Source organism: Tunturiibacter psychrotolerans (assembly GCF_051013365.1).
In the GTDB taxonomy this organism is placed as follows: domain Bacteria; phylum Acidobacteriota; class Terriglobia; order Terriglobales; family Acidobacteriaceae; genus Edaphobacter; species Edaphobacter psychrotolerans_A.
Genome location: NZ_CP132941.1, coordinates 4,059,282 through 4,079,839, shown reverse-complemented (window position 1 = coordinate 4,079,839; position 20,558 = coordinate 4,059,282). Strand labels below are relative to the sequence as shown.

Below are 20,558 nucleotides of genomic sequence, written 5' to 3'. Positions count from 1 at the left end.
TCAAGGCCGCGTAGGTTGGCTTTCGAGGCCAAAAAATCCTCCGTGCCATTTGGCTCGTAACGATGGGCATGCTATTTTGTTCGCCCATGGAACTTATTTGGCGAGTATCGAAATGTTGTCAGCAAGCCGAAGAAAATGAACCTGAGCTGAGGTTGTCAAACGACGGCGGGTGCGGTGTGGACTGGTTTTCCGCTGGTGATGGATTCGGCCATGGCTGCGCCGACACGAACGCTTTCGGCGATACCGCGGTCTTCGGGATAGTAAAAGCAGGTGTCGGCGATCTGGAGGCCAGCGATGGGAGTCCGGACGGGCGGGATCTTGGAGAGGAAGCCGGGCTCGCAGATGGGCTGGCCGTGGCGGAGACGAGCGACTTTGGTGGCGACGATGTCCTGGGTTGTGAGTTTGGGGTTGATGCGCTGGAGACACGCGAAGGCTTCGGCGACCAGGTCTTCTTCGGGCGCGGAGAACTTGGGGTTTGATACTGGCATGTAGAACGGCACGTATACGATGCTGTGGTCGCCGGCTTTGCGAAGGTTCGAAAACTCGATGATGCCGGGGATGTCGATGTCTGGCTCAGAGACGTTGACCCAGAAGTGCGGGGTGACGGAGCGAGTGAGTTTGAAGATGACGCAGATGACGCCGATGTTGTGGATGGCGTTGTAACGATCCTTCCATTCGCTGGGAAGCTCGGGAATCATAGCGGAGACAAGCGGAGTCGGTGCGGTGCAGATGACGGCGTCGGCGGGAAAGTGACCTTTGGCGGTCTGGACGCCGGTAACGCGGTTTTGCTGGCCTGTGACCTGCTCGACGGTGATTTGCTGGACGTGGTTGCCGAGATGGACTCTTCCGCCGAGGGATTGAATCGCTGCGACGAGGGAGTTGATGAGTGTGATGGAACCGCCGTCGATGTATCCGAGCTCTTCCTGAAAGATGCTCTTGCGGGAGCGGCCGACGCGACGGATGCGGGTCCAGATCCATGCTGCGGAGATGTTGTCGGCGTATTCGTAGAATTTGTGCGCGAAGAGCGGCTTCCAGAAGCGGTCGAAGTTGGCGGCTCCGGACCAGCGAATGATCCAGCTTTTGGCCGACTCGTTTTCGATGGCAGGCCAGTGGTTGCGACGGGTGCAGACGAAGGCGAAGAGCCCGTAGCGGAGCTTGTCGATGAGGCTTACACCGGGGAGACGAAAGAGAGAGATGGGGTCTCCCCAGGGGTGGAGCGTGTTGCCGGAGAAGAAGCCCATGGTGGTGGGGCGCCATATCATCTTGTCGGCGATGCCGAGTTCTTTCATGAGGGCGAAGGTGGGGAGATCGTTGTGACAGACGAAGTGATAGAAGCGTTCGATGGAGATTCCGTCGAAGTCGAAGTGGCCTGCCATACCGCCGGGTTCGGGTGATGCCTCGATGAGGTCTACCTGATGGCCCAGTTTGACTGCTCGATAGGCGGCGGCCAGGCCCATGGCACCGGCTCCGATAACAACGACTCGCGACATCCAAAGGTCTCCGTAGATTCGGTAACGATAGAGAGAAACAAGGTGACCGTGGCAAGGGTCAGGTAAAGTTTCCCTGATGCTATCAGCTGGAAGGCTAACGGGATACCGTTTGCTCCCCTGGTTGTAAGTGCCTGGGCGGTTGCCTTGCTCCCCGGGGTCACGGTTCCGCAGTAGTGTGCCGCCCGCTCCAGGAATATACGTACATTCTGAGATCAGGCGCTCGGCTTGGGGTTAGCACCCTTAGGTCGCTTCCACGCGGCTAAGTTCAATGCGGATGGCCATTATCTACTTCGTGAGCCTTCTAATGGCAGGCCTCCCCATACTGATGGCAACATTCTTTACTTTGATGGTTACTCGAAGATTCGCCTTGCATCGGAGCGAATGGAGTTATCGTGAGAAGCCACTTGTTCTATCTAATGGTTAAGCTCGTCGAAATGCTCTTGCTCAGACAAAGATCCACGAACGACGTCAAAGAACTCTTGGATCACTTCATTTAGATCAGGCCCTGAGCAAGATCCCGACACGAAGGCCTTAGTATCCCTTTGAGAGGAGGCAAAATGAAAGCAAACATCTGTGCGAAAGAATTTGTACGTTCGCGCCAGCTTGAAGCCCCGTTGCGGCGGGAGCGGGAACAATATTTGTCACATCTGCTCAAGCAGGGCACGAGTGAGACGCACGTCCGCGTGGTTGCAAGTCGCTTGCTACATATCAATCGTTTGCTGGGCTTAAACGCCTTGCGCAATGTGCACACGGCCGAACTTGAAGTCGCCACTCAGGGTTGGGTTGCATATATTCAATCCCATCAAACAAGGGTAGTGGGAGCCTCAACTGCTTACACATTTAGGAACACTGCCGAAAATTGGCTCCGATTTCACAACCTGCTCGTTTCCCCGGCTACACCTGTTAAGCCCTTCGATACGGTTTTTGCCGGCTTCATGCACTACATTACGATCACGCGACCGATGTCGCCCGATTCAATCGACAATCATCGGAAGAAAATATTGCAATTTCTTGCCTGGGCGGGAGAGCGCCATGATGACATCTCGAACGTTTCCCTCAACCTTGTTGACGAGTATCTGGAAGGCAAGCGTAGAGCTGGGTTGCAGCCGCGATCGATGGCTGCACATTGCCAATCTTTGCGCACGTTCTTCCAATACACAGCCAAAAATGGCTTCAGCGAAGCAAGGATGGTACGCGGTATCAAGAGTCCTCGAATCCCCCGAAGCAACGAACTACCAAAGGGACCACGCTGGAGCGAGGTCAGACGACTGCTTAGCTCCGCAGCAAACGAAACCGCAGCGGACTTGAGAACGACAGCGATACTATTTCTCTGTTCGATTTACGGATTACGAGGCATAGAGATTAGGGGCCTTACGATCGATGACTTTGACTGGGTCAACGAGACCTTCTCAGTCCATAGAGCTAAAGGCGGGAAGGCCCAGGAATTCCCTATTGTGTTCGAGGTCGGTAGAGCGATACTACGATACCTGCGGCACGGTCGCCCATCGTGTGCAAGCCGACATCTCTTCGTGACCCTCAAGCCGCCGTATCGGGTGATGAACCAAACGGTTTTAGCTAAGGTTGTAGGATTCCGAATGAAGACCCTGGGGATCAAGTTGGCTCGTTATGGAACTCACTCGCTTCGACACGCTTGCGCGACCCAGCTGTTGCACCAAGGGTCTTCCTTGATCGAGATTGCAGATTTTCTGGGTCATCGCAATATCAAATCGGTAGGTATCTACGCGAAGCTCGACGTCCGTTCTCTTAAGCAAGTGGTCGCATTTAACTTGGGGGGCTTGCAGTGAGACTGTCAGAAGCAATTGAACAATACGTCATGCAAAAGCGAGCGGTCGGTCTCAAATATCAAACCGAGGAGTCAACACTCACAACGCTTCTGAGGCTGCTGGGTGATGTGCCGCTGAGTGAAGTAACGACCGAAGATATACTTAGGTTTTTAGACGGCCAGCCCTCCGTGACGTTTAGCTGGCGCCGGAAATACCGCCTGCTTATGTACTTCTTTGAATTCTGGACTCTCCGTGAGCTCATGCCGGTATTGCTCATGCCGACGCCTAGGCCGGCGGCTCGTCAAACATTTGTTCCTCACATTTACAGTCGGGAGCACATCCGCTCTCTTTTGCAGGCGACCCCTAACAGCCAAAAGCAACAGAGGTGCTTGATCTCCCCACAGACCTTCCGGGCACTGATACTTCTTCTCTACGGTACGGGCGTTACTGTAGGAGAAGCGCTTGCCCTCAGATGCGGCGATATGGACTTGAAAAGAGGAATACTCACAATCCATAACAGTCGGTCAGATCGGTCGCGTCAAATTCCCATCTGCAAAGATTTGCTTGATGCCATCCGAACATATGTAGCCTGGAGATCTACACTTCAGATTCACTGCGACCTCATGTTCATCAAGAATGATGGCTATGCTCTTGTGACGACATCTCTCATCATCAATTTCCAGAAACTTCGCAAGATCGCCTGCATTACCCGTTCTAACGGATCTAAGAACCAACCCACTATGCAAGACCTCAGGCCAACCTTTGCCGTTCACCGGATCACATCCTGGATTCGAAACGGCGCCGACCTAAACCGAATGCTGCCTGCCCTGGCGGTTTATATGGGACATTCCGGACTGGGATCCACCCAAAAATATCTACTTATGACACCAGAGCGGTTTCGAAGAGAATTGAATAAGCTCAGCCCCGTGCGCGGGGAGAAACGGTGGCGAGAGGATAAAGTCTTGATGACGTTTCTCGCAGGCCTATGAGGCCAGCGCACTAGAATGACAACTCCAACGAAACCCGTTGCATGGAGTAGTGCATCGGTGTCAAGGATTCCATTGGCTGCGATCGTCAACCGCTAGACGTAGCGGCTCTTCGATCAGAAAAAGGGATCGCCGCTTCCAGCTTTCGTGAGCGCCCTCCCTGAAGAAACGGGCAGGCCAAAGAGCTGGCAGAAACATAGACCCCGAACCCGACAAACCTCAGTTTAGGTCAAGAGAAGAAATGCGCACCCGAATCAGCTGTTGTCTGCGATCTCGGTAAGCGCTCCGCGGTGACGAGCTGATCCTCTATCATGGTGGACCTATCTGCAAATCCTGTTCCTCAATGATGGCAACGGCAGACCGTTGAGTCTACTGGAGTACTTACCTCTCGAATAGCCAGAACGCACCGTCCGGAGTGCCAAGGTGCTCACGCCTGTATCCCATCGCATTCAGTCGCTCCCACAGTCCCGCTGAAGGCTGATACCCAATAAAACGCGGATAGCGCGCCAAAAAGCTCTGCTCCGGTTCGACTTGCATCGGAAAACGTCCACGTTCCAGCAATGCCGACTTCTCGGCAACCTCCATCGGATCCGCGAGATTGAACATGTAGTGCAGCCGGGTGCGCTCCGGCTCCGAGGCATACCACCACATCGGATAAAACAAAAAGCAGCTGTCCGTCATAATCGGGATATCCGAATCGACCCCTAACACGCTCTCCGACAACACCGGAACCGCACGATCCCTACTCCTAACGTCATTGACTACATTCCAAACAAACAGCAACGCACAAAGGCCAATAGAGGCACCGATAAGATCCCGTCGATCCGGAAAGGTAGTGCCATACCCGAAGCCCCCAAGAATTCCAATTCCCGCCATTGCGGCTATGGCGTACCTGCACTCATAGTAGTTGTTGACCGGCATCATCACGCATAATGTAAGTGGCAACAGAGCCGCTAGAGCTATACCAGCAGCCATCTCGTATCCCCGCATAACCATCAAACCAGGCTCCCGCACATGTTTGCCCCTAAGCTTCCGTAATACAACAACCCCAAGCGGCACGCCGAGCAACAGAGTAGAAAGCCCGAAGATTGCGCGAAACGACTTCCGGGCAACACCAATCCAGTGAAACGGCGTAAGCAGCGTGTATGCCGGCCGCGCTGCAATCGCGACCTCTAATACCTGGTCCCGCGTGTGCCGCATCAATGGGATTGTGATAGTCAGAAGCGGAAGAGCAATCAGAAACGTAGCACACAATGGCAAATCCGGTTTCTTCGTCTCACTCCACCTCCACCCCTCCGCAATAAAAATAACAAACGCAATCTCCAGGAGGCCAAGTTGATGACTCAGCGTAGCTCCTGCAATTCCGACCACCATCCCAAACAGTGCCAGCCCTCGACCATTCTGCCGTTCGGCAGCTCTCTGCCAACTCACAATTGTCAGCATCATAAAACCCAGCATCAGCGCATACGGGCGCGATTCAAACGCGTACCACCAGCCAGGCTCGCTCACCATAATCGCAAGCGCAAGAAACCCTACCGCCACACCGCAACGATGACGCACAAACAGATAAAGTGCTAGACACGCCCCCGTAAAGCCGACCATCGAAGGCAGTCGAGCGGCTAGCTGCGTCGGCCCCAGCACGCCAGTTAGAGCCCTGACAGTCAAGTGCAGCAGAGGTGGGCTACCGTCTGCTGGCATCGCCGCCATCAAAGAAGTGATGTTCGGCCGTGTCGCTATTAGGATCGTCAAAACTTCATCAAACCACATCGGCCGGTGCGAACCGATTGCAAACGCGGTGGCAAAAATAATCGCCAATATTAGAGCGATACTTAAAACCTCACGGCGTTCCAGAACATCGCAGAGGCGGCAGCCCCACCCTACTGCTGCTGCCGGCAGACCCAGGTGGTTCTTCTCCGTGCACGCAGTCTGCGCCGTAGTTCCTGTCTCCCGCATGGGAGCATTATATTCTGCCACTCCTAGGCAGGATGGCAGTACAAACTGCGTTTGGCGCCCGCACATCCAACGAGCCTGCAAACGCCATCCACCTCGTTGGCAAGGAGCGAAGTAAGTACAACCACCTTAAGATTGGTCGCGTCACCCGAATCAAAATTGAACGCCGATTTAGGCTTGAGTTGCTCCCGGGTCAAGCCCGGATTGCCAGCGCCAAAGCCAGAAGTTGTTCATTGGGTTCAACCACTCCGGGAATCCCCGCAGGGGAAAGCTCGAGCGGTCGGGATGCTTGGAAAGATACTTCGAAAAGAGGCAGTAACTGACGGAAATCTGGTCAGATCGGGCGGTGACATAGAGGCTTCGTCAAGATAGCGCCGTCATTGGGTCAAATCTAGCTGATTGCACTTCCTGATTCTGAAACTCCCCAATTTGTTGCACTTCAGGAATGAGGATCCTAAATCGTGAGATCCAAGGAGACTTTTATTCCTCTTGTCGAAGATCGGAGTAGATGCCCATCCCGAAATGAATAGAAACGGAATTCTCCTCCAAGTTCCATCGGAGCGGGCCAAATATTTGGCTGTGATCGGTCTACGTCAGAAAGTTGGCCTACTGACAGCCCGCCAAATTGCATGCCGTTATTGAGGCTGCTCCGTTAAACGGAAGGTTCGAACAGCAGATCGTTATGCCTTGTGCCTCAATTTGAGGCACAAGGCTCTTTGGAGATTGATCAGGTCGATATGCCTCCTTAACGAGGCTCGACATGTATCGAATTCGCGGAGTATTCGCTGTATGGTGTTGTTCCTTAGGACTTCTACTTGAATTGGGGTGCGGCGCAGGCATCACCCAATCGACAACGAATCAATTGTCCATTGAACCACAACCTCCGCAGTTGTTTCTTGGGCAGACCGTCCAATTGCACGCAACTCTCAGTTACAGCGACGGGACCAGTGCGGATGTCACTTCATCCGCAGCTTGGAGCACGGCAGCATCCTCCATCGCCAGTGTCAGTTCACGGGGCTTGTTGAGCTGCGCGGCAGCAGGTAGCACTAGGATTATCGTTACCATCAACGGCGTAACTACGTCTTCAGCTCTCAACTGCTCCACCGCGCAGCTCATTTTGAGTGGCATTCGTTCACCTCAACTCGTCGGCCAGACAACAAAATTGGATGCCACTCTCCACTACGGCGACGGAACGACCACCGATGTTAGCTCGTCGGCGGTCTGGAGCACGACGTCGACCTCCGTCGCGCAGGTCAGTTCTGATGGCTTATTGACTTGCATTGCTTCGGGATCGACACAGATCACAGTTGCACTAGACGGACCGACCTCGTCTGCTATCGCAGAGGTTCAATGTGCCGATCCGCTCCTCGGGTTGAACATTTCACCACCGACGGCATCAGTTCGAGTAGGTTCACCGACTCAATTATCTGCGAGTGCTATGCTTCAGAGCGGAACGAGTATGGACGTCACCGATCTAGCAGTTTGGAGTTCGACCTCTACCATCCTGACAGTTTCGGCGAATGGTCTTCTTTCTTGCATCAGTGCCGGAACAGCTGTTGTGTCCGCGTCTTACCCTCCGCTCTCCAAATCTGTGAGCGTTACCTGTGCCCCCAGCTCTCTTAACACTCCAAGCTATTTCATGGAAGCTAGCGACGAGTTTGTTGGGCCATTTTCGAGCTGGACAAATATAAAGACCGCCTACGGGGCTGCGGGTGATGGGAAAACGGATGACACGAATGCGATACAGCGAGCGCTAGACGATCTTAACGGTTCAAATGCATCACCCGTACTCTGGTTCCCATCGGGGATTTATGTCATAAGTCGTCCTTTGACTATTACGCACAAAGCATACTTTAGCCTCATCGGCGAGGATCCCTCTACAACTCAGCTGACATGGAAAGGAGGTACTGGTGGGACAATGCTTCAGACTGACGGGTCGAGCTATTTTCGCATCTCAAGGCTGAGCTTCGATGGTGAAGGTGCGGCGACGACTGCCGAGAATTTGAGTACTCTCACTTCTCCTGGGGGGTACTACTCTACCTTTATCGAATTGTCTGATCAGCATATCAAGGGAGTCAAGCTCGGCATAGAACTTGGAGTTGATGCTGAGACTACTGTCGAGAGAGTGTTTTTCGATCACATTTCAAGCATCGGGCTCTCCGTCGAGACTTTCAATACTCTAAATATTTTCGTAAACGATTCTCTTTTTCTAAATTGTGGAACGGCGGTGTCAAACACGCTGGGGGCGGGTAGCTTTATTGTGTCAAATAGCTTCTTCAAGGAATCTCAGATATCGGACATGAGCATTATTAATACGAGCTATTTTACAGCTAGGCATAATACATCCGTTTCATCGCAATCCTTCTTCACGGCATATCAATTCGGAGCTAATAACGCCACTATTACGATCCAAAACAATACAATTTTAGACCCTAAGACCTCGCCCTTTTTCCTTGGTGATCTCGGACCGCTTATGCTGATCGATAACGTCGTCCGTATGACAGATAGTTCAGTTTCGGCTGTCCTCGGTAATTGGGACTTGACAGCCTTAAAGGATCTGTTTTCCTTCGGGAACATCTATACCCCAAATCCCGGACCTCTGACTGATGGAGGGTCGATATGGCAAGGGAGGATTGATGCCTATGATGACACTATTACGATGCCTAGTAGTATCCCGGACGTCTCAATTCCTGATAACGTTTATGTACCACCCAACCTTAAACGAACCATATTTGAGGTAGAATCTTTCACGGGCGCGGCTATACAAACCGCCATCGATCAGGCAGTTGCCAGTGGCATATCCAGCCCTGTGGTGCATGTACCAGCTGGCCATTATCAAGTGATGCAAACCATCACCATCCCACCCGAGAGTACAATTCAACTCATTGGAGATGATGCCTATGGCACCCTTTTGCAGGGGGACAGTAGCCTTAGCGGGCCTGTGCTGAGAATTGATACTTCTAACGCAGCGGTGAAGTACTTGGGTGTGTCCGGGACTCATAACGATGATGGCATTGTCCTTTCGATCGCTGACCAGCCAAGCACTCAAATTATTCTAGACGAAGCTGAATTGCAGTCGGGCAACGCTTATAGCGTTAATTTTGATGGTGTAGAACATGCTACCGCCGAGCTGTTCTCGACTTATACATTAGGCTCGATCACTGGCGTAAATGTTACTGGAGGTCCTTTCCGCGTCAAAAAGGAAGGAACCCTTGGAGTAACAAACCACTACACGGGTTCTCTGCAGAGCATGGCCGGAGCAACTTCGTTCAGTGTTACTTCAAATGGCAAGTATATGGTTCAAGATAACTGGCATGATGCAGGCGGAACTGGTCCCTTTAATTTTATTCTCTCGGGAAGCGGGACTGTAACAGAGCAGTCAGGGACGGTCTATACGAATAGTGCACAACCTTTTGATATAGGGAATTTCGATGGGAACATATCGCTGATTGGGCTCCAGTTTCAAGGAGGATTCTTGACCGATCCGGGGCAGAGTCACACAAATCTTCTCAATCTAGGTTTAACAGGATCCACTCAGACATATCTCCCCGAGTCTACGGGAAATCTGGTCGTAAATAACCTCCTGGACTCTTACTACAACTTGGGAGGAGGACACATTCCCGAGCAGGATAGTCCGGACGTCCAATGGCTGCGTAGCATGTTCGCACAGTCTCGTGTTGAGTATCCAATTGAAAGAAAACCTGTTGTCTCTGGGGCCCATCGTATTCGCCTGGCCCGCGTTCTTGTCCAAAACACTCTATCAGCGCTACACATAATGCCGGAGGCCGCATCGACGGGACTGTACTACTCTATAAAGAGCGGAGACGCGAATCTTTCCGCATCTTCCGATCAGTGCGTTACGTCAACAGGTCTTTCTGGTGCAGCGACGCAATGGATAATGACCCCTGCTGGAGACGGTGACTTTCAACTTCTGTCAGCTTCCATGGACGAAGCCCTCGCGCTTGCGCAGGGAGGATCAACCGTTACGCTTCAGCCGCCCACATCGGCTTACAATCAGCGATGGCTCATCCAGAATTTCGGAGATGGAACTTTTCGACTGAAGAATCGAGCGACGAACGGTCTATTAAGTTCCTCAATGGATGGCAACGGGTGCTTGAGAATAGGCCTCGATGGAGATGAAATCCCTTCAAACTGGAATTTCACCGCGCACTAGTCTCGTTTCAGCTCCCGCTCAATGGTCATCGGCAGTAACCAACCTAAGACCGAAGGCAGAACCTTAGTCCCGTGATTCTCTGTGTTGGCTGCACTTCTATTTGACCTGCCCCCAAATCCGCAACTGCAACACGCGATAGTTTTCTTCTCCGACAAAGACCGCCCTTTCGAGTAATGCCCTCAACCGTTCGTGCCGTTACTGCTACTTCTTCGAATCGCAGTCAGCAGTTGAAGCTTTTCGAGTTTTAGTGGCCTGTTTCGTCGTTTTCTTCACCCTTGGTTTGGGTGCTTGAAATAGCTTCGTCATCCCCTTTTCGAAAGGCTCTAGAGCTTCCGGGCCTTCGTGATATTCGCTTTCCATCTCTTCCTCACTAAACGTAAACGCTTACTGAAACCGTCACATCAGACGTAAGTAGGCGCAAATCCCCTGAATCGAATATTTGGACGTTTGGATCACCGTTTGAAAAAAATGGATTTTGACTACCATTAAATCCTCAAGATCCATCTTTCTCGAACAGCACTCTTTCGCCGAGGCAAGGTCGATCACAACGAATTAAGAACGTAGGATTTTGAAATGGGGTAGATATGAAATGAAAGTGTTAGACCGGGATTAGCCCCCTGCGTAATTTTCCCAGATATATATCTCATTTTTTAATCCCGTGCTTGCTGTTCGCGAATCTTCGGATCGCTTGAATACTCCGCTGGGGGAGTTCTGAGAATAGCTGCTATTGGAGTAACTATCAGATCCTGTGACATTTGGGAGGGGGCTTTGGAACGCCAAATTGGCTGTAAGTCGCTTGAGAGCTGGGACCTTGGGCACAGGCGCTGCCTTCACATCTGCGGTGGAGGCTGAGCAATTCGTGGCGTTGATTCAGGAGTTGGCGGTGGAGGAGTCTTTTCAACTTCCTTTGGGCGCATCGTCTGTGGCGATTGCACGGTAGGTGATACGGTGACCTTGGAGCCAACCGGTTTGGCTATCACCGTTGGTGCGATAGAAACGGGAGACAGTCCCGGCGTATTGGGTGCGCTAGACGGGCCAAGTAGTGAAGGTTTAATCGGAACAGAAGTAAGCTGAACGCCGGTACTGCAAATTCCAAACCCGCCAAGGCAGATTACTAACACAAGCAACGCGACGAAAACAAAAGAGAATTTGTGATCTCTAAACGCTTCAGAAATCTTTCCCTTGGCTTGAATGAATCTATCTAGACGGATCACGTCGTAGCCAAGCGGCACGCATCCCAACACAAATCCCAGAACGACGATCCACCGCGGGACGAGAGCTCCCCATTTTTGATTCGCAAGTTGGACGCTCAGAACAAGCACCCCATCGAGAAACAAGCGCAGTTTCCCGGGAAGTTCAGGAAGTGGAATAGCTGGCGGTTGTTCGGGTCTCTCTTCGTTACCGGACATAGATCTGATCCCTCAAGGGTATTCTCCTCCTCTTCGCCCTTGTGCATCAAGTATGTATGTCCAGAGGAATCGGGTTTGCGAGTGAACGCGTTCCTCTACAGACCACTATGAAGATTGCGTGCTCGGCTACTACAATAATCCACAGGGATTTTTGATCGGATTCCATGAGTGGCAACAAAAATGTAGAAAAAACAGCGAGAGAGAAGACCGAGCTCGTCCCCCGCATCAGCTGGATGGCACAAAGGTTCGCTGCAATAAAGAAGACCGGAACGAGCGGAATGCTTTCGATCGACGCTTCCAGATGAAGATAGCGAAGCCAGATCGTCTCCAAAAAGCTCTCACGGAGATGCTTCGAAAAATACAAGTAAGTACCTCCTCCTGCGCAATCGAGAAATCCGCCGATCGTCCGTCTGCCATGGTAGATCTTTCTTAAGATGGCTGGGGATTTCAAAGGCTGTCCTAACGCGGAATGCAAATACTGTGGAGAACCCTCTTGAAGGATCAAATTCTGTATGTCTATCTGTTGTGTCGGTTCTGTGACGAGGAAGACTTTCACCAATATATGAGGGAGATTCAGAATTAAGGAGTAAGCCGAAGCCGCAATCCCTGGTCACCAACGCGTATAGATCTCGTGCCCTCAGAGAGGATCGCTGAGTTTTCTGTGGTATCGCCTACGGAACATCACGTAACCACAAGCCGTGAGCAGCCCTAAGACATCGCAGACTGCCGATAGCAGGTGGAAACGATCTTTCACTATCGGAGCCGCGGCCAAATATCTGTTCTCCCTAAGGGGAACAGATATCGTCTCGCACAGACGATCTATACAAGGGACGAGTCATGCTCGATTAACCAATGCTTCTTGCCCAAATAGAGATCTGCATAAGCAGCTCAGCAAGTCCGAGGAGCAGTCCACAATCTGTGGGTTGAGAAGAGGAAAGGCGGGACCCGTCATTTCGCTTCTACGATGTGCAACTGGTCAGATCTATCATTCGCCCTCATCAACGCGACTAGCGGGAAGAATAGAGCTGATACAATATTAGCTATGCAGCCCGACATTGCAGCAAGCCCGACAGAGGTATCGTGGCTCGACACTGCTGCCGGATTTTGGACAATCGTATTGCTGGCTATTTTGGTGATTATCTTTGCCGGTCCGGTGTTTAGGGGATTCGTCAACTGGATGCGGAGAATGCGATGAAAAACATGCTTGCTGACATTGCGGGACATCAGAAATCCTGGCCTTCGGTGCATGCGTCGTCTATTTGTATCTATGCGGGTTTGGTGCGCTGCCTTTTCCTAGCTGGCTAAATTAGGTCATCTACCGCCGCGTCGCCTCTTCACGAGCTCAGGGTCATTTGTAGTTGGATTTCTGGCCCTACTGCATCCTCAAATCTGCAGGCGTGCGTGGAAACGCATCTACAGATCTACGAAAGATTGCTGCGATAGATGTGGCACGCCTCATCTATCGCAGTCAGTTACATTCGCCAGGCCCACCCTCGCAATTCTCACTGCAACCACCCGCCGCGGTTAGATGAAACGACGTCCCCAACGTCCCATGCGACCATGTGACCGCCTCGCTACGCTACCGATCGCAAAGTGTATGGCATGTCTACCAGAGGAACATTCATCAAGTGAATTGGAACAAGTCAAAGCGGCGATCGACTTCAACTCGAAACAAGGGTTGAAGCTGCATCGCGAATATGCAAACGTTGGAGCGGTCGTCACGAACAGAGAAATGATCTTCTTTGAAGACGACAGCACCCAATCAAGTGCATCTCCGATAACAATCGGAACGGTCGACGAAAGACCTATAGGTCGATCTCGCCCAGAGTAGCTCTCGCACGGCAGTCGATCGACCGCTATCTCACCTATTACCAGGAACGTTCGTCCATTCAAATGGGCTACGGATCCGTTGACGGCGACTACAGAACAAGTCCCCGTTACGCGCTTATCTACAAAGGTCAGCCATACACTCTCGAAGGCAATACCGGCCGCTTTGAAACCATGCTATTGCCGTTTCCAGTCAACGTTCTCCATCAGATGGAACATTGCAAAGATGATGTTTGGTTAGTGCCACACTCTCAACAACCGTTTGACCTCTGGGTATTTCCCGATGTCCTTCGTAGAACCTTCGTTCAAAATTATCGCGTCGATAGAAATGACGGAATTTATGACGCCTGGGCCTGCAATCATGCTGAGGTTCATTAAGACCCCCTACGTTGCATTCGTCAAACTGACTCACGGTAACTGGCCGGAGCCGCTGTCTCCGGCGCTGGCCTAGCAGACTTCTTGCGACGAAACGCGCGCAATTTGGCCAGCGCATTTTCCGAACTTACCCATCTTGCTCGCGGGCTGCTGGTCTTCGCTCGTTGCCGTCTGCGTCGCCATAGCGCTCGCCGTCTGCGTCGCAACCGGTTGCTTCCTTGGCGGAGGTGCACACAATGACTTAGCTGCGGATCGAGCGAATGAGTCCTCACGCGCATAGTCTCTCGCGTCTCTGACGAGACCTTCTCATCTCACCTTTCGGCGGGATAGGCGTAAAGCCCCCACTCAACTCACCTCAGTCTCGTTGTCGCACAGGCCTGGGTCCCGGGCGCGATAGGATGTTGTAAAGATAAGATCTGGGGTGACACATACCGAATCATGGCATGAATGAAGAGCAAGAACTGCAGAAGAGGTCCTCACAGCCACGCCTATTTCAGCTTGATGCACTGCGTGGCATAGCGGCTGTAACGGTTGTGTTCCACCACTTATTTCAGACGTTTCCTGGAATTCCAATTACCAAGTTGGAGCTGATTTCGTCGGGGCGATCTGCAGTGGTGCTGTTCTTTGTATTGAGTGGCTATGTGCTTAGTATACCAATGTGGAAGAAGCGGCAGATGCCGTACAGACTGTACCTAATCCGGCGATTCTGCCGCATTTATCTACCGTTTGCAGTTGCTGCCTCACTATCGATTTTGGGCGCGACAATTTTTCACAAAACTGGTCTTTCGTTGACGCCATGGTTCAATCAGACATGGCATACGCCAATTACGATTCCGATCGTTGTGAAACAGTTTCTAATGTATCCGATGCCGTACTTCAATACGGCGTTCTGGTCCTTGGGGTTCGAGATGCAGATGTCCGTGGTGATGCCGTTGCTGTGTTTGCTGATGCTGTGGCTGAATCCTGCAGCGTTCACGCTGATTTATGGTCTGGCAGTGTTCGCCTACCCGATGACTACAAATGGATGGCCGGGATACATTGCGCTGAGTTTCCAGACGATATTCTTGTTCTCCTTAGGAGCAACTCTAGCTAGGTATGACGCGGTTCTCAGACAGGTTTGCGCGCGGTTTGGGCAATGGCTTTGGTTGGTGCTTGCGACTTCAATGTATCTGTATTATGACTTCCTCTTGAAGATGCCGTTCCGGCCGGTGCTGATTGCGGGATTAAGTCGGCGAATTTTCCTAGTCAACGGTTTGGGCTCGGCGGGGATATTGATCTGTTCACTGCACCTTCCGCCGTTAGCTCGGTGGTTGAGGCATTCCGTGCCCGAGTATCTGGGTCGCATTTCGTACAGCCTGTACCTTATTCATGGCATCGTGTTGTTCGCGACAGTGTACTCGCTTACCGGACATCTCAGAGTGCGTTGGATGATGGGTGTAATTCCGGTCCTGGCGCTCGCTGCCGCGCACTTCTTTTGCATAACGGTGGAAGAGCCCACCATGCGTCTGGGGAAACGATTGTGCGAGGTCGTCCAGCATAGGTCGGTCGAGGTTAGAGACTAGGACATTCGATTTGGCCACAGACGCCATGAAGGATGCTCTCAGCTAACTGAAGCGGCGATAGATCGTGGGATCTTCGTTATAGCTTGCAGCGAGGCGGTTCCCATTTTGCGTCGGTGTGGATTTAATGCGACCGCGATCTGGCCGAAGCATGATTTAGGAGCCAGAATAGTCTCGTATCTGATGGCACACCTTCAGTTCGGCCAGCATCGGAGAAAAATCAAGCTATTTGATGTGTGTACGCTTCTCCATGCATAGATCGTCTGTGCGAGACGACATCCGTTCACTCTCCGAGCCGGCGGTGCCAAAACCCCAGAGAAGCGGACACTTTTGCCATGATGATCCGGCGCTCGTTTGGCGAGATCTCCCTGACACTTACCGACGAGCAGTACACAAAGCTAAAGGGGTAACCTCTTGCACTTGGACTAAAATCGACCACATGCCAGACAAGCTAGTCGTCGATGACAGCAGGGAGCCGCTTCCAGAGTTTGAAAAAGCAAGTGCGGATATTGCCAAATGATGACGTGATCAAGTTACGTGCTCACGTGACCAAGAACCTTAGCCAAGGCGCTCAATGGAACTCGTATCTGGACTTCGTTGCGTCCGGGCTCTTAGCTGACAAGCGTCGCAAAAGGGTACTCTTAGCGAGCTAGCGGACACGCGTTTCCTGGCAACGAAGTGCGCCGTTGCCATAGCGAAAGTATTGTACTCACTGCCTCTTTCCGAGCACTCTCGTGAGAAAATCCAGGATCGGGGTCTGATCCTCTGGTGATGTCTGCCGGTCAAGCTGGCCTCACTACCAGTGAGTACCTACGTCGATGTGCCTTGGGGAAATCCGCGCCGAAATCGCCTTCTCGTCTGTGACGTAATGTAGCGGCGGGATGCTGCCGTATGAGCAGGCTTGTCGACAGCTGCTGCGCCGTTGGTGTAATCACAGGAGTAGCGTGCGGTGATGAACCCCAAGATCCTTGTGTGTCGTATTTCTCTTCATCAATGATGGCGGTGACGAGAGCCCTACAAATGACCCTGAGATCGCGCAGTAGGCTATAGACGGGGCGGTAGAAGATTTAATTTAACCAGCTAGGAAACGGCAGCACACCAAACTCGCATAGATACAAATAGACAATGTATGCACCGTAGGCCAGGATCAAAGATGCTCCCGCAATGTCAATAAGCCGGTTTTTCATCGCATTTTCCGTACCCAATTGACGACTCCCTTGAGCATCGAACCAACAAAATTAAACACCACCAAAGGGCAAATTGTCGAGCCACGATACGTCTATCGAGCTGCTAGGCTATCAGGTTGCCTATCACCACGATATCACGCTTCATCTTCCCGCCGTCCTCGTTGATGAGGGCGATGATAGACTTTTGAAAATCCAGCCATCTAAAGAGACCCGTGTATCCCTCGTTTGTGCGAGACGATCTCCGTCCCACTGGGGACATCCAGGCGGCTCTGATAGAGAAAGTTCTACCCAGGGCAGACACCACGATCGTGCAGCGGATTTCTCGATTCAGCAGGAGCAAGGGCACTGGCTTGTATTTCTTGCGGCATCTCCGTAAGAGTTTTCTTTTTGACGATCCGGCCTCGTTATCGCTATCATCATTTGAAAGCGTCGATCGGATGGATTCATCGACTTCTGACACCTAATCTAAGGCTCCCCTGCGAGCGCAGACTTTCGGAAGCTAGATCAGTCCTGATTGAGAAAGATAACGAGTGCGCCTGCCGTTTCCCGAAAGCATTCCGATCGTTCCGGTCTTCTTTATTGCGGCGACCCTTTGTGCCATCCAGCTTGCGCAGGGGACGAGCTCGGCCTTCTCTCTCGGCTGCTTCTTCTACATTCTTGTTGCCACGCATGCTTTTAATATCGCGGGTGGATTCTCCCGTACCACTGGAGCCTTCATCTTTTTCAACGCTGTTCTGAGCGTCGTTGTGGGGCTCTGTATGAAGGTCTATCTCGGCGAGGCCGCAGACTCCAATCTCCTTGCCCCGAACCTCACCATCGCCGTCTTGCTCGCTGGCATGTGCATGATGTTAGCCACAGTCTATCTCGTTAGAAGGGTCGCACCCAAGCGTGCCCTCCTGGGAAGGATGGTCAGCGATGCCAAGATGCAGACAGCCACCGTCGGCTGTCTGACTGCAGGAATTCTCGTCAACATGGCCTTCATTTTCATACCCTCCGGCAGCGGGTCTGTCCTCAGTGCTCTCAATCAGCTCAATCGGTTCTTTCCCATGGCGATTGTCATCGGAGTCATCAACACAATCCGTCGCAGCGGCGGCCAACGCAGCGTGAGCTTGCCGATCCTCCTTGCCGGGGGCCTCATGTTCGTTATTGGGCTAGGGGGATTCTCGAAAGAAGGTATGTTAGCCCCATTCGTCTGCTGGATTCTAGCCGTAGCATCTCAGCGCTTTAGACTTAGTAGAGTGCAAGTCATCGGGGCAATCCTGGCCACCATCTTCATCTTTCGATATCTTGTGCCTTATGCTCAGTACGGAAGAAATTTCCGCGATGAAAACGGCGGAGCGAGCATCTCCACCATCATCTCTCTCCTTTCCGATCTTAGTTATGTTCGCCAACAATATATCGAGACCTCTGCCGACCAGTATGAAGATCGCGTGCTCGGCTACTACAATAATCCACAGGGATTTTTCGATCGGCTTCAGATGATCTCCATCGACGACGCTCTCATCGATCACACCGCCAAATTCGGGACCTTTGGTTTATACCCCATGGTCATAGCGTTCCAAAACATAGTTCCACGCTTCATCTGGCCTAATAAACCAACCTATCTCAGCGGAAACACCTACGCTCATGAAGTCGGCATTCTCGGCGAAGAAGATGACAGTACCGGAGTTTCGTTCTCCTCCACCTCAACCGCCTATCATCTGGCCGGATGGCAGGGGGTACTTCTCCTCGCTCCTGCGATCTGGTTTTTGCTTTTTTTTGTCTTTGAATCACTCTGTGGAGACACTAGACAGACTCCCTGGGGCCTCCTCGTTGTTCTTCTCTATACCCACGTCGCCCCTGAAGCAGACATAGGCACTTTGATCTATGAAGCAACCTATGCCGCATTCGGCATCATCTTTGCAGCCGTCGTCGGATCTTACGTTGCTCCTGTTCTCGGCACACTGGTCATCGGCCCGGAAGGCATCGCTCTTCGCCGAAGAGCGATTATTCCTGATTTGCCCCGACGATTGACTGCTACGGAAGACCGGTTGCTTTAGCAAGTTGATTGTCAGATAGCAATTGGAGCTCATACCCGTGCTGAAAGCGTCGAATGAGATTTAAACGGCTCTGGTTGCAGTATTCTGAAAGCGGTTGAGTCGCGGCGATAATTAGCAGGATGAAGCACTGGATCTGCCTAAGGGACGGCATTTCGGTCAGGAAAATATCGTGCTTTGGCGATGACTGAACCCTCAGACCTTTGAACCCAAAGTAAAGTGCTAGTAGCTTTCGCAATAGTTCCTCCGGCAGGACGATTCTGAACGATTTACGAGATTGAAATAAAAAGACTCGGAAACAGTTCGCGGTCAAGTGGGATAGAGCTCTGGCTTCTCCTCAGCGCAACTATTACAATCTGGCTCGTAGCTGAGTAGGGAGTTCCATCGCAAACCGAGAAGCACGCTTTTCAGCGAGACATATAGCGAGCCTGGATGGGCTTCGGGGTCTAGCATTTTTGATGGTGTTCTGCCGTCACTACGGAATGACATCCCATGCGGGAAACATCTGGATTAGATCTGCGTTTTACCTCTGTTTCGGTGGATGGATGGGCGTAGACCTGTTTTTCGTGCTCTCCGGGTTTCTGATCACCGGAATTCTTCTGGATACGCGGGAGCTTCCCGGATACTTCACGAACTTCTACGCGCGGCGGGCTCTGCGCATCTTCCCTCTCTACTACACGGTGTTGGCTGTGCTGTTTTTGATGACACCGTGGCTTCATCTTGAGTGGCATACAGGACATCTGGCCTATTTGTTTTACGCAGGGAATATCGCTTCCAACCTCGATCCGGATCTGGTCTCGGTGCGACCTGCGGTGTCATTGCTGCACCTCTGGTCGTTAGCTGTGGAGGAGCAGTTTTACCTTGTGTGGCCGCTGCTGGTGATGCTGGTCGCAAGCCGGCGGAGATTGGCTTGGATCTGCGGGGGGTTGTCGGTCGGCGGGTTGATTCTGCGGATCGGCTTGCTGCTGTGTATGCCTCGCGGGAGCGCGTATGAGTGGTGTTACGCGCAACTTCCGACGCATATGGACGGCTTGCTGTTTGGCGCGCTGGGTGCGATTTGTGTGCGGACGATTCCATTAGAGCAACTGCTGGTTTTGACAAAGAAAGTGGTGCCGTTTGCGCTTGCGTCCCTGTTGATTGTAATCGTATGGGGAGGAATTGATTTCCACTCTGTGCCGATGATCGTTTTTGGTTTCCCCGCGCTGGCAGGGACGTTTACCTGCACTGTGCTTCTCGCCCTGAAGCCAGGCGGTGCGGTCAATCGGATCGGTTCTCTGTCAGGCTTGCGTTTTGTCGGCCGGTACAGCTACGGGATGTACGTTTACCACATTCTCTTCTGGCCGGCGCTGAGCGGCGTGCTACGGTGGCTTCAGTCGCGTCTGCATTCTGTAACGCTCGGGGGAGTTTGCTTTGTTTTGTTGATGCTGGCGGCGACCACCGTGACCGCAGTTGTGAGCTTCGAACTGTACGAGAAGCAATGGCTGAGGCTGAAGGGGCGATTTGCTTATCAGAGCAGACGCTCGAATTTACGGCCTGATGCAGAGTCTCCGCGGTAAATGATCGTTTGTCGATGATGGTGCTTGGACTCGGACCGAACCATTCGCTTCTTGCTAACTTCGGCACCGCAGAAAACGCACTTCGCAGTTTTTCATGGTGCCGGTCTAGAAATAACCACTGCAGAAGCCTGTTCGTATTCCTTGTCTCGGATTTCTTCAACTCTCTCTTGTCTTTCCACATTGACTAGAAAGCGTTACACGATCCATACGAGAATCGACCGGCGT

Annotated in this window: 12 protein-coding genes; 8 read left to right on the top strand and 4 right to left on the bottom strand. The window is 52.2% G+C overall.

Annotated elements, in window-relative coordinates; translation table 11 throughout:
* Positions 1-155: 155 nt before the first annotated feature.
* Positions 156-1,490 carry an NAD(P)/FAD-dependent oxidoreductase gene (locus tag RBB76_RS17070; RefSeq protein WP_429634733.1) on the bottom strand — a complete coding sequence of 445 codons (1,335 nt, stop codon included), beginning with the start codon at positions 1,488-1,490 and terminating at the stop codon, positions 156-158.
* A gap of 557 nt (positions 1,491-2,047) precedes the next feature.
* Between RBB76_RS17070 and RBB76_RS17065 the strand changes: the two genes are divergently transcribed.
* Together RBB76_RS17065 and RBB76_RS17060 are read left to right on the top strand one after the other, a co-directional pair.
* Positions 2,048-3,295: a site-specific integrase gene (locus RBB76_RS17065; RefSeq protein ID WP_429634732.1), complete on the top strand. Its 1,248-nt coding sequence runs from the start codon at positions 2,048-2,050 to the stop codon at positions 3,293-3,295.
* A 29-nt stretch (positions 3,296-3,324) separates the two neighbouring features.
* The gene (locus RBB76_RS17060; RefSeq protein ID WP_429634731.1) at positions 3,325-4,263 is read left to right on the top strand and encodes a tyrosine-type recombinase/integrase; all 939 of its coding nucleotides are present in this window, start codon (positions 3,325-3,327) and stop codon (positions 4,261-4,263) included.
* A 378-nt stretch (positions 4,264-4,641) separates the two neighbouring features.
* Here the strand turns inward: RBB76_RS17060 and RBB76_RS17055 are convergent, their stop codons facing one another.
* Positions 4,642-6,213, bottom strand: coding sequence for an ArnT family glycosyltransferase (locus RBB76_RS17055; protein ID WP_429634730.1), 1,572 nt, complete (start codon positions 6,211-6,213; stop codon positions 4,642-4,644).
* A 757-nt stretch (positions 6,214-6,970) separates the two neighbouring features.
* On the opposite strand from RBB76_RS17055, the gene RBB76_RS17050 reads away from it, so the two are divergent.
* On the top strand, positions 6,971-10,384 hold the full coding sequence (locus tag RBB76_RS17050) for a glycosyl hydrolase family 28-related protein (RefSeq protein ID WP_429634729.1): 3,414 nt from the start codon (positions 6,971-6,973) through the stop codon (positions 10,382-10,384).
* Between the two features lie 830 nt (positions 10,385-11,214).
* On the opposite strand, the gene RBB76_RS17045 is transcribed toward RBB76_RS17050, so the two are convergent.
* Together RBB76_RS17045 and RBB76_RS17040 are read right to left on the bottom strand one after the other, a co-directional pair.
* Positions 11,215-11,793, bottom strand: coding sequence for a hypothetical protein (locus RBB76_RS17045; protein WP_429634728.1), 579 nt, complete (start codon positions 11,791-11,793; stop codon positions 11,215-11,217).
* A 948-nt stretch (positions 11,794-12,741) separates the two neighbouring features.
* Entirely contained in the window at positions 12,742-13,017 is a 276-nt protein-coding gene (locus tag RBB76_RS17040) for a hypothetical protein (protein WP_429634727.1), read from the bottom strand.
* A gap of 931 nt (positions 13,018-13,948) precedes the next feature.
* Here RBB76_RS17040 and RBB76_RS17035 point away from each other — a divergent pair.
* The 5 genes from RBB76_RS17035 (at position 13,949) to RBB76_RS17015 (ending at position 20,333) form a co-directional block, all read left to right on the top strand.
* The gene (locus RBB76_RS17035) at positions 13,949-14,071 is read left to right on the top strand and encodes a hypothetical protein (protein ID WP_429634726.1); all 123 of its coding nucleotides are present in this window, start codon (positions 13,949-13,951) and stop codon (positions 14,069-14,071) included.
* A 367-nt stretch (positions 14,072-14,438) separates the two neighbouring features.
* The gene (locus RBB76_RS17030) at positions 14,439-15,557 is read left to right on the top strand and encodes an acyltransferase family protein (RefSeq protein ID WP_429634725.1); all 1,119 of its coding nucleotides are present in this window, start codon (positions 14,439-14,441) and stop codon (positions 15,555-15,557) included.
* Positions 15,558-16,325: 768 nt separating this feature from the next.
* Positions 16,326-16,418 (top strand): plasmid mobilization protein, encoded by a 93-nt coding sequence (locus RBB76_RS17025; protein ID WP_429634724.1) that lies wholly within the window; start codon positions 16,326-16,328, stop codon positions 16,416-16,418.
* 853 nt (positions 16,419-17,271) lie between these two features.
* The gene (locus RBB76_RS17020) at positions 17,272-18,780 is read left to right on the top strand and encodes a hypothetical protein (protein WP_429634723.1); all 1,509 of its coding nucleotides are present in this window, start codon (positions 17,272-17,274) and stop codon (positions 18,778-18,780) included.
* Positions 18,781-19,160: 380 nt separating this feature from the next.
* A complete protein-coding gene (locus RBB76_RS17015) occupies positions 19,161-20,333 on the top strand; it encodes an acyltransferase family protein (RefSeq protein WP_429634740.1) in 1,173 nt (390 codons plus the stop codon).
* Positions 20,334-20,558: the final 225 nt, after the last annotated feature.

What these genes read in the sequence shown, in the direction of transcription:
- RBB76_RS17070 (WP_429634733.1), bottom strand. Translation starts at nt 1,490, where the DNA reads ATGTCGCGAGTCGTTGTTATCGGAGCCGGTGCCATGGGCCTGGCCGCC.
- RBB76_RS17065 (WP_429634732.1), top strand. Translation starts at nt 2,048, where the DNA reads ATGAAAGCAAACATCTGTGCGAAAGAATTTGTACGTTCGCGCCAGCTT.
- RBB76_RS17060 (WP_429634731.1), top strand. Translation starts at nt 3,325, where the DNA reads ATGCAAAAGCGAGCGGTCGGTCTCAAATATCAAACCGAGGAGTCAACA.
- RBB76_RS17055 (WP_429634730.1), bottom strand. Translation starts at nt 6,213, where the DNA reads ATGCGGGAGACAGGAACTACGGCGCAGACTGCGTGCACGGAGAAGAAC.
- RBB76_RS17050 (WP_429634729.1), top strand. Translation starts at nt 6,971, where the DNA reads ATGTATCGAATTCGCGGAGTATTCGCTGTATGGTGTTGTTCCTTAGGA.
- RBB76_RS17045 (WP_429634728.1), bottom strand. Translation starts at nt 11,793, where the DNA reads ATGTCCGGTAACGAAGAGAGACCCGAACAACCGCCAGCTATTCCACTT.
- RBB76_RS17040 (WP_429634727.1), bottom strand. Translation starts at nt 13,017, where the DNA reads ATGTCCCGCAATGTCAGCAAGCATGTTTTTCATCGCATTCTCCGCATC.
- RBB76_RS17035 (WP_429634726.1), top strand. Translation starts at nt 13,949, where the DNA reads ATGACGGAATTTATGACGCCTGGGCCTGCAATCATGCTGAGGTTCATT.
- RBB76_RS17030 (WP_429634725.1), top strand. Translation starts at nt 14,439, where the DNA reads ATGAATGAAGAGCAAGAACTGCAGAAGAGGTCCTCACAGCCACGCCTA.
- RBB76_RS17025 (WP_429634724.1), top strand. Translation starts at nt 16,326, where the DNA reads ATGTCTGCCGGTCAAGCTGGCCTCACTACCAGTGAGTACCTACGTCGA.